Source organism: Neorhizobium sp. BETTINA12A, from assembly GCF_023006485.1.
Classification (GTDB): Bacteria; Pseudomonadota; Alphaproteobacteria; order Rhizobiales; family Rhizobiaceae; genus Neorhizobium.
Genome location: NZ_JALBGW010000182.1, coordinates 1 through 8,899 on the forward strand (window position 1 = coordinate 1; position 8,899 = coordinate 8,899).

7 protein-coding genes are annotated in these 8,899 nt (G+C 62.0%); 2 read left to right on the top strand and 5 right to left on the bottom strand.

From position 1 onward, the window contains the following. Both MOV61_RS25905 and ureG read left to right on the top strand, forming a co-directional pair. Nucleotides 1-309: urease accessory UreF family protein (locus tag MOV61_RS25905; RefSeq protein WP_309493862.1), on the top strand; the 309-nt coding region annotated here is incomplete at its 5' end. 43 nt (nt 310-352) lie between these two features. After that, nucleotides 353-964, top strand: a complete 612-nt coding sequence (gene ureG / locus MOV61_RS25910; protein ID WP_247138638.1) for an urease accessory protein UreG — start codon at nt 353-355, stop codon at nt 962-964. Between the two features lie 128 nt (nt 965-1,092). On the opposite strand, the gene MOV61_RS25915 is transcribed toward ureG, so the two are convergent. The 5 genes from MOV61_RS25915 to MOV61_RS25935 form a co-directional block, all read right to left on the bottom strand. Next, entirely contained in the window at nt 1,093-1,776 is a 684-nt protein-coding gene (locus MOV61_RS25915) for a Crp/Fnr family transcriptional regulator (protein WP_038549526.1), read from the bottom strand. 196 nt (nt 1,777-1,972) lie between these two features. Beyond that, nucleotides 1,973-5,308 carry an efflux RND transporter permease subunit gene (locus MOV61_RS25920; protein WP_247138639.1) on the bottom strand — a complete coding sequence of 1,112 codons (3,336 nt, stop codon included), beginning with the start codon at nt 5,306-5,308 and terminating at the stop codon, nt 1,973-1,975. A gap of 11 nt (nt 5,309-5,319) precedes the next feature. Further along, nucleotides 5,320-6,558, bottom strand: a complete 1,239-nt coding sequence (locus MOV61_RS25925; RefSeq protein WP_247138640.1) for an efflux RND transporter periplasmic adaptor subunit — start codon at nt 6,556-6,558, stop codon at nt 5,320-5,322. Nucleotides 6,559-6,851: 293 nt separating this feature from the next. Further along, nucleotides 6,852-7,826: an ABC transporter substrate-binding protein gene (locus MOV61_RS25930; protein ID WP_038588871.1), complete on the bottom strand. Its 975-nt coding sequence runs from the start codon at nt 7,824-7,826 to the stop codon at nt 6,852-6,854. A 61-nt stretch (nt 7,827-7,887) separates the two neighbouring features. Next, the coding region (locus tag MOV61_RS25935) for an ABC transporter permease (RefSeq protein WP_247138641.1) at nt 7,888-8,899 on the bottom strand (1,012 nt) is incomplete at its 5' end.

The following is an 8,899-nucleotide window of genomic DNA, read 5'->3' on the forward strand; positions in this document are numbered from 1 at the left end:
CTGCCGCGAGCCGTGCCTTTCCCGGTCGCAGTCGGCGCGGTTGCGGCGGCGCATGGCGTGCCGGCAGCGCAGGCGCTTGCCGCCTATCTGCATGCCGCCGTCTCGCAATCGGTGTCTACCGGTATCAGGCTTGGGGTTTCCGGGCAGGTGGAAGGGGTAGCCATCCTCGCCGAGATCGAGGGTCTGGTCGCCGACATTGCGGATAAGGCAAGCCTTGCCGCGCTCGACGATCTCGGCGGTGCGGCAGTGCAGGCGGAAATAGCTTCGCTTCGGCATGAAACGCAACATTCGCGGCTTTTCCGTTCCTGAAAGCGAGCCTAAGCTGAAGTCTGAAAGAATGAAAGGACGACACATGAAATCGGCGAACGGACCCTTGCGCGTCGGTATCGGCGGGCCTGTTGGCTCCGGCAAGACGGCACTGACCGAAAAGCTCTGCAAGGCGATGCGGGAGGATTATTCCGTCGCGGTCGTCACCAACGATATCTATACCAAGGAGGATGCCGAAGCGCTGGTGCGCTGCCAAGCGCTGTCCTCGGACCGCATCGTCGGCGTCGAGACCGGCGGTTGCCCGCATACCGCCATCCGCGAGGACGCGACGATCAATCTGCAGGCGATCGCGGGGCTTAACGAGCGTTTCCCGGATCTCGACGTGGTGTTCATCGAATCGGGCGGCGACAATCTCGCGGCGACCTTTTCGCCCGATCTTGCCGACATCACCATCTATGTGATCTCCACCTGCCAGGGCGAGGAAATCCCGCGCAAGGGCGGTCCGGGGATTACCCGCTCCGACCTGCTGATCATCAACAAGAAGGATCTGGCTCCCTATGTCGACGTCGATCTCGACGTGATGGACCGCGACGCGCACCGCATGCGCGAGGCCAAGCCGCATCTGTTCACCGATCTGAAACGCGGCGTCGGCGTGGACCATGTGGTCCGTTTCCTGAAGGAGCAGGGCGGGCTTTGAAAAGATTGAGGCCGGCGGCCCCTCGAAGCCACCGGCCTTATCTGCATGTCACGGTCCCGCCGCCCGTGTCGCAACATGCATCCAAAGAGAGCCCGGACCCGCCCGCCCGGTCTCGCTTCGCTTGAACTTCAGATTTCGCGCAGGGCCTGCACGTCGACGACCTGGATCACTCGCCCGCGCACCGTCACTCCGGTCCGCCGGAGAGTGGAGAATGCGCGGGAGAGCGCCTCGGGAGCCAATCCCAACATGCCCGCGAGCAGGTTCTTCTGGAAAGGCAGGCGGATGGAGGCCGGGCCGCCATCCACGGGGCATCTTTTCAGTATGTAGTCGGCGACCCGCTGCGGCGCCGTATGCAACCTGTCGTTGGCGACGCAGTCCATCGTGGTGATGAGGTGTTTCGACAGCGAGGTGATCACCGCCTTGGCGATATCCCGCTCCTGTTCGGCCAGATCCCGCACCGCCTGCATGTCGAAACGGGCAAGCGTCGTGGCTTCGGCTGTCTGGGCGTGGTAGCGGTATTTCGTACCGCCATAAAGAAGACATTCAGCGAACGTGTCGCCCGGGCTGCAGATTCGGATGTCCGCCTCGCGGCCGTCCCGATTGAGCTGGTAAAGTCGCACATAGCCGCTGAGAACGCAGAAAAAAGCGTCAGCATTCTCGCCTTCGCGGAAGATCGATTTGCGGTTCGTCAGGCTGACGACGCTCATGGCCGACATCATCCGGACGAGCGAATTGCCGCTCAGGCTGGTCAGGAAAGGCGTCTTCATGAGGACGGCCCGATCCCTGTTGTTGAGCTTCAAATTGCTGTTCATCATATCCGTCGTCTCTTCCATAACCCGAACCGCCGCGCATTCCCGATACTGCTAAAATAACAGGTTCATGAAATCTGATTTTGACATCGATCAAATCCGTGCAATTTTTCTGCAATCTCCGCGAGCCGGTTATTTCCAACGAAAAACGCCGGGCCAACAGGCCCGGCGTCGCCGAAATACAGTCTGGAGATGATGCTTATTCCGCGGCCAGAGGCGGCAGGCGTAGCACCTTGCTGCTGGCTTGGGCGCCGGGAGAACGATCGTCGTTGGCGCTCGTCTGCCGTTCCATCTGGTTGAGGCGTTCTTCCAGAGCCGCGATCGACTGAGCGTATTTGCGCGCCTCCTGGCTGAGTTCCTCGTTGGAAAGACCGAAGTCTTCCTGCTCCTTCTTGCCGACCATGCGGCCGAAGATCTTGCCGAGCAGGCGCGACAGGTCGTCCATGATCAGGAAGAAGGACGGCACGACGAGAAGCGAGAGCACCGTCGAGACGATAATGCCGCCCATCACGGCGATTGCCATCGGTGCACGGAAGGAGCCGCCTTCGCCGACGCCGAGCGCCGAGGGAAGCATGCCTGCCGACATGGCAATCGAAGTCATGATGATCGGACGCGCGCGCTTGCGGCCGGCTTCCACCATGGCATGCACCCGTTCCAGACCCTGACGCTTCATCTCGATCGCGAAGTCCACCAGAAGGATGGCGTTCTTGGTGACGATACCCATCAGCATCAGGATACCGATCAGGACCGGCATCGACAGCGCGTTCTGGGTGATGATCAGCGCCACCGCCACGCCACCGATCGCAAGCGGCAGCGAGAACAGGATGGTGAAGGGCTGGATGACGTCCTTGAAGAGCAGGATCAGCACCACGAGCACCAGCATCAGGCCCATCAGCATGGCATTGCCGAAGCTCTGCTGCATTTCTGCCTGCACCTTCGCATCGCCGCTTTCGGCCAGACGAACCGTCTTCGGCAATTCGGTCTCGGCGACGATGCGCTTGAACTCGGCCGATGCGGTATCGAGCGCCGTGCCAAAGGGCACGTCGGAGCCGATTGCGACCACGCGGTTGCGGTCGTTGCGCTTGATCGAGCTCGGGCCTTCCGAATAGTCGATGTCGGCGACGCTGTAGAGCGGCACGCTGGCACCGGCCGCGGTCTTGATCTTCAAGGCACGGATGGAGGCCAGATCGCGGCGGACGTCGAGCGAGGCCTGGACGCGGATCGGGATCTGCCGGTCGTCGAGCGAGATCTTGGCAAGGTTGGCATCGACATCGCCGATCGTCGCGACGCGGACGGTCTGGGCGATCTGCTGCGGCGTGATGCCGAGGCGCGAGGCCTCCGCCATGCGCGGCCGGATCTGCAGTTCCGGACGGGGCAGGGCGCCTTCCGAAGAAACGTTGGCGAGGACCGGCGAGGCCCGCAGCTTCGATTCCAGCATGCTGACGGCTTCGGTCAGGTCCGCCTCGCTGGTGGAGAGGAAGTTGAACGAAAGGTCACGCTCTGCGCGGTCGTTGACCTTGGAAATCCGCACATCCGGAATGGATCGGACAGCTGCAAAGATATCCTTTTCGACATCCCATTGCGGACGCGTGCGGCCGTTTTCCTTCATCTTCGGGACAAAGTCGCGGATGAGGGGGATCGATCCCAGGCCCTTGTTGACCAGGGTCTTTACCAGCGAATGGTCGATGTTCTGCAGGATGACGCGCACGGTTGCGCGTCGCAGTTCGAGGTCTCCCTTCGGCGAAGCACCGCCAAGGATGAAGACGCTCTCGACACCGTCGATGTGGCGTATCGCATCATAGACGACGTCGGTGCTGGTGGCCGTTTCGTCGAGCGTCGCGTTCGGCGGGAGTTCCACCGACAATACGACGCGCGAAGAGTCGTCCGGCGGCAGGAAGCTGCCGGGAACCTGGGAGAGCAGCATGACCGAGCCGATCAGGAAGCCGATCGCGGCCAGCATCGTCGTATATCGCCAGTACCAGCGGCGGGTCGTGCCTGTGACGAGGCGCGTATAGGCCTTCATGATCCAGCCGTCGTTGTCGTGATGGTCTTCCATCCCGTCTTCGGGGCTCATCAGATAGGCAGCCATCAGCGGCGTGATCAGTCGCGCCACAGCAAGCGAGAAGAACACCGAGAAAGCGACGGTCAGGCCGAACTGGATAAAGTATTGGCCCGGGACGCCCGGCATGAACGATACAGGCACGAACACCGCAATGATCGTGAAGCTGGTGGCGATGACGGCGAGACCGATTTCGTCCGCCGCCTCGAGCGCCGCTCGATAGGGCGTCTTACCCATCTTGATATGCCGCGCAATATTCTCGATCTCGACGATCGCGTCGTCGACGAGAATACCGGTCGCAAGCGTCAGCGCCAGGAAGCTGACGAGGTTCAGCGAGAACCCCATGAGATCCATGATCCAGAAGGTCGGGACTGCCGAAAGCGGCAGGGCGACCGCCGCGATCAGCGTCGCGCGCCAGTTCCGCAGGAACAGGAACACCACGATGACGGCGAGGACCGAGCCTTCCACCAGCGTATGGAGGGCAGCTTCGTAATTGCCGTAGGTGAAGTAGACGGAGTCGTCGACCATTTCGATCGCGACGTTCGGATTGGTCTTGCGCACTCCATCGAGGCTGGTCGCGACGGTTTCGGCGACCGAGACCTCGCTTGCGCCCTTGGCGCGGAACACGGCGAAAGTGACGGATGGCGTGCCGTTGAAGCGCGAGAAGGATTTCGGCTCTTCGTAGGTGTCGGTGATGGTGCCGAGCTCGGTCAGCTTGACGAACTGGCCGTTGGGCAGCGTGATCGTCGTGTCGGCAAGCTGAGCGACGCTGCGGGCATCGCCGAGCGTGCGGATCGTCTGTTCGTTGCCGGCCACCTGGCCGCGGCCGGAGCCGAGATCGACGTTGGTGCCGCGCATCTGGGTGCTGACATCGGCAGCGGTAATGCCATAGGCGTCGAGCTTGGCGGGGTTCAGCGACACCCGGACTTCACGGTCGGAGCCGCCGTAACGGTCGATGCGGCCGACGCCGGGCTGGCCCTGCAGGGCGCGCTTGACCGTGTCGTCGACGAACCAGGAGAGTTCTTCGAGCGTCATGTTCGGGGAGGAGACGGCGAATGTCTGGATCGCTTGGCCTTCGACGTCGACCTTGGTGACGACAGGCTCCTCGATGCCGGCGGGAAGGTCGCTGCGGATCTTGTCGATCGCGTCCTTGGTATCCTGCACGGCTTCGGCCGTCGGCTTTTCGATGCGGAAGACGACGACCGTCTGCGACTGGCCGTCGGTCACCGTCGACTGGATTTCATCGATGCCGCTGATCGAGGCGACAGCGTCCTCGATTTCCTTCGTCACCTGCATTTCCAGTTCGGCAGGGGCGGCGCCGCTCTGGGTGACGGTGATCGACACGACCGGAACGTCGATGTTCGGGAAACGGGTGATCGGCAGCGCGTAGAACGACTGAATGCCGACAATAAGCAGCAGGGCAAAACCGAGCATCGGCGCTATCGGATTGCGGATCGACCAAGCAGAGAAGTTCATGCGGCTCAACCTCAGTTCGCAATAGCGGCGGGTTCGGCCGGGACCGGAGCGATCTTGTCGCCGTCCCGGACGAAGGCGCCGGCCTTCGCAACGACAATGTCACCGGCCGTAAGACCGCTGACGACCTGCACGAAACCGCCATCCTGGATGCCGGTTTCAATCTTCACCTGCTTGACCACATTGTCCTCGACCTTGCGGGCGGTGGAACCATTCCGCCCGGTGGTGACGGCCGAGAGCGGCAGCGCCAGGGCATTGGTCTCGGTGATGACGATCTCGGCGCTGCCATACATGCCCGAGCGTGCGCCGGTTTCATCGTCGATGACGATATGCACGGCGCCGAGGCGGGTGACCGCATCGACCGTTGGGGAGACGAGCCGAACCTTGCCCTCGATCTTCACCTTGCCGCCGGCGACCGTGACGATCGCCTTCTGGCCGGCCTTGATCTTCTGGATGTCGGTCTCGGACAAGTCGGCGACGAGTTCGATCGCGCTGTCCTTGATGATCGTGAAGAGCGGATTTCCGGTGCCGCTGGCGATCGCTCCGACCTTGGCGGTGCGGGCGGAAATGACACCGGCAACCGGTGCCTTCACGCCCGTGCGGGCGAGCTTCAGGTTAATATCCTCGATCTGGGCCTCAACCACCTTGGTGTCGGATTCGCCGACGGCTACCGCCTGCTTGGCAGCATTCAGCCGCGCCTGAGCGACCTCGACGGCGGCGGATGCCTGTTCGAGCTGCGAAACCGTGCCGGTGCCGCTCTGGCTGAGCTTCTGTAGCCGGTCGCGCTGGCGCGTCGTGTCGGCGACGTTGGCCTGGGCCTCGATGACCTGCGCCTGATATTGCGCAACCGCAGCCTGAGCCTTCGCCTTATTGGCCTGGAGCTGGCTCTTCTGGAGAAGCAGCGCGTCGTCGTTCAGCATCGCAAGCACGCTGTCGGCCTTCACTTCGTCGCCGACGTCGGCATTCAGCGTCTTGATCGACAGGGCGTCGACGAGCGGCTGGACATAGACCTCCTCGACGGGCCTGACCGTGCCGGTGGCAATGACGCGGTCAACCAGCGGCTTCTCGATTGCCTCGGTTACGACGATGGAAGGCAGCTTGATTTCCGTCTGCGCCGGGGCGGGCTTGGCCGCCGCTTCCTGCGCAAACGCGGAACTGGGACTCAGTGCAGAGCTTGCGGCAAGGGCGATGCTTGCGCCGAGGGCAAGCTTGAGAGCCGGGTTCCCGGCAGACTGGGTGAACTTGCGAAACATGCGACTACTTTCAAATTGAAGGTAAGGGGCAAATATTCCGCTGGGAACCGCTCCGGCCGCCTTACGCCCCCTCAGCGCTCAGCAACCCGGATCAAGGTGGTAACCGCATAAAACAGTTACAAGACCGGCAGCGAAAGATTCATCAGCGCCCCACTTCTACGTGTTTGCGTTGCACAAATCAATCCGCTGCCGTTATGAGACGAATGAGTTTTAGTTATGATTTGAGTGAGAAAAATTTAGAAAACGCGCAACCGATAGCCGCGCGTTCTCCCTCACCGGGCGACTGGCGATTATTATTTCAATGCCGCGTCGGTGATCTCGCTCGTATAGGCGCCTTCCGGCTTCTTGGTGATGATCTTCTGGTCGAGCAGTGCCTTGACCGTGCGGTCGTAGGTGGCGGTGTCGAGCTTGCCGGTACCGGTGCCGATCAGCTTTGCCACTTCGCCCATCATCCGCTTCTGGTGGTTCTCGTCCTGGCCGCCATTGTCCATGACGATCCCGGCCGCTTCACCGGGATTGGCGATGGCGTATTTCCAGCCCTTCATCGACGCACGGACGAACTTCACCATGGTCTCCTTGAACTTCGGGTCCTTGAGCTTTGTGTCCATCACGTAGAGACCGTCCTCGAGCAGATCGTTGCCCATGGCGGAAAAGTTGAAGACGACGAGCTGGTCGGGCTTGAAGCCGGCATCGATCGCCTGCCAGTATTCGTTATAGGTCATGACCGAGATGCAGTCGGCTTGCTTCTGGATGAGCGGCTGCACGTCAAAACTCTGCTTCAGAACGGTCACGCCGTCCTTGCCACCGTCGGTCTTCAGGCCGAGCTTGTTCATCCAGGCGAAGAACGGATATTCGTTGCCGAAGAACCAGACGCCGAGCGTGTGGCCCTTGAAATCGGCTTCGGTCTTGATCGGGCCGTCCTTCGGGCAGATCATCTGCAGGCCGGATTTCTGATAGGGCTGGGCGATGTTGGTGAGCGGCACGCCCTTTTCACGGGCGACCAGCGCGCCGCCCATCCAGTCGACGATCACGTCGGCGCCGCCGCCGGCGATCACCTGTTCGGGAGCGATATCCGGGCCGCCCGGCTTGATCGTGACGTCGAGGCCTTCTTCCTTGTAGAAGCCCTTGTCCTTGGCGACGTAGTAACCGCCAAACTGGCCTTGAGCGACCCATTTCAGCTGCAGGGTCACCTTGTCGGCGGCCATCGCCGCCTGGGCTGCTGCGAGCGACATGGCGCCCGCCATCAGCGCTACGAGAATTTTTCTCATGTTTTTTATCCTTCCCTCTGAGGTTTGCCGGCTCCGCCGAAACGGGCCGGATTTTAAGCGCCTAACCACCGCGGTTAGACGGATGCCAGAACGTCGTCGCTCTTTCGCCAAGCGCCACGACGCCATAAAAAACCGAACCGATCAGCGCTGCAACAGCGATTTCGGCCCAGACCATGTCGACATTCATGCGACCGATCTCGGTCGAGATCCGGAAGCCCATGCCGACGATCGGCGTGCCGAAGAATTCCGCGACGATTGCGCCGATCAGCGCCAATGTCGAGTTGATCTTCAGCGCGTTGAAGATGAACGGCATGGCGGCCGGCAGGCGCAGTTTCATCAGCGTCTGCCAGTAGTCGGATGCGTAGGAGCGCATCAGGTCGCGCTCCATGGCGCCCGAAGCCCCAAGCCCTGCCACAGTGTTCACCAGCATCGGAAAGAAGGTCATGATGATGACGACGGCGGCCTTCGACTGCCAGTCGAAACCGAACCACATGACCATGATCGGCGCGACGCCGATGATCGGCAGCGCCGAGACCATGTTGCCGATCGGCAGCAGCCCGCGGCGAAGGAAGGCGATGCGGTCGGCCAGGATGGCGACGACGAAGCCGGAGGCGCAGCCGACGACATACCCGAACAGCACGGCCTTGAAGATCGTCTGCTGCACGTCGGCCCAGAGGATAGGGACCGAGCTTGCGAGCCTTGCGCCGATCGAGGATGGCGGCGGCAGGATGATGAAGGGAATGCCGGCGCCACGTGTCGCCGCCTCCCAGAGGATCAGGATCCAGGCGCCGAAGATCGCGGGGATCAAAAGGCGCAGGAACGTATCTCCGGTTTTGGATTTGGCGCGGATGCCGGACAGGACCGTGACGCAGCGCCAGGCAATCAGCCAGCAGGCCGCGACCATCAGGAAGAAGGCAAACGTCGCCTTGCCCTCGTTGCCAGCAATGCCCGCGAGCAGCAGCCAGACGGCGAGATGGGGGGCGACGAACAGGGTCGTTGCAAGGCGAGGCGGAGAAAGCCTGCTGAACGAGGCGAGCGCCGCACCGGCGACGAGCAGGAGGATGACGGCGACG

Coding starts and splice junctions, on each gene's coding strand:
- MOV61_RS25930 (WP_038588871.1), bottom strand. CDS start 7,826: ATGAGAAAAATTCTCGTAGCGCTGATGGCGGGCGCCATGTCGCTCGCA.
- MOV61_RS25915 (WP_038549526.1), bottom strand. CDS start 1,776: ATGAACAGCAATTTGAAGCTCAACAACAGGGATCGGGCCGTCCTCATG.
- MOV61_RS25920 (WP_247138639.1), bottom strand. CDS start 5,308: ATGAACTTCTCTGCTTGGTCGATCCGCAATCCGATAGCGCCGATGCTC.
- MOV61_RS25925 (WP_247138640.1), bottom strand. CDS start 6,558: ATGTTTCGCAAGTTCACCCAGTCTGCCGGGAACCCGGCTCTCAAGCTT.
- ureG (WP_247138638.1), top strand. CDS start 353: ATGAAATCGGCGAACGGACCCTTGCGCGTCGGTATCGGCGGGCCTGTT.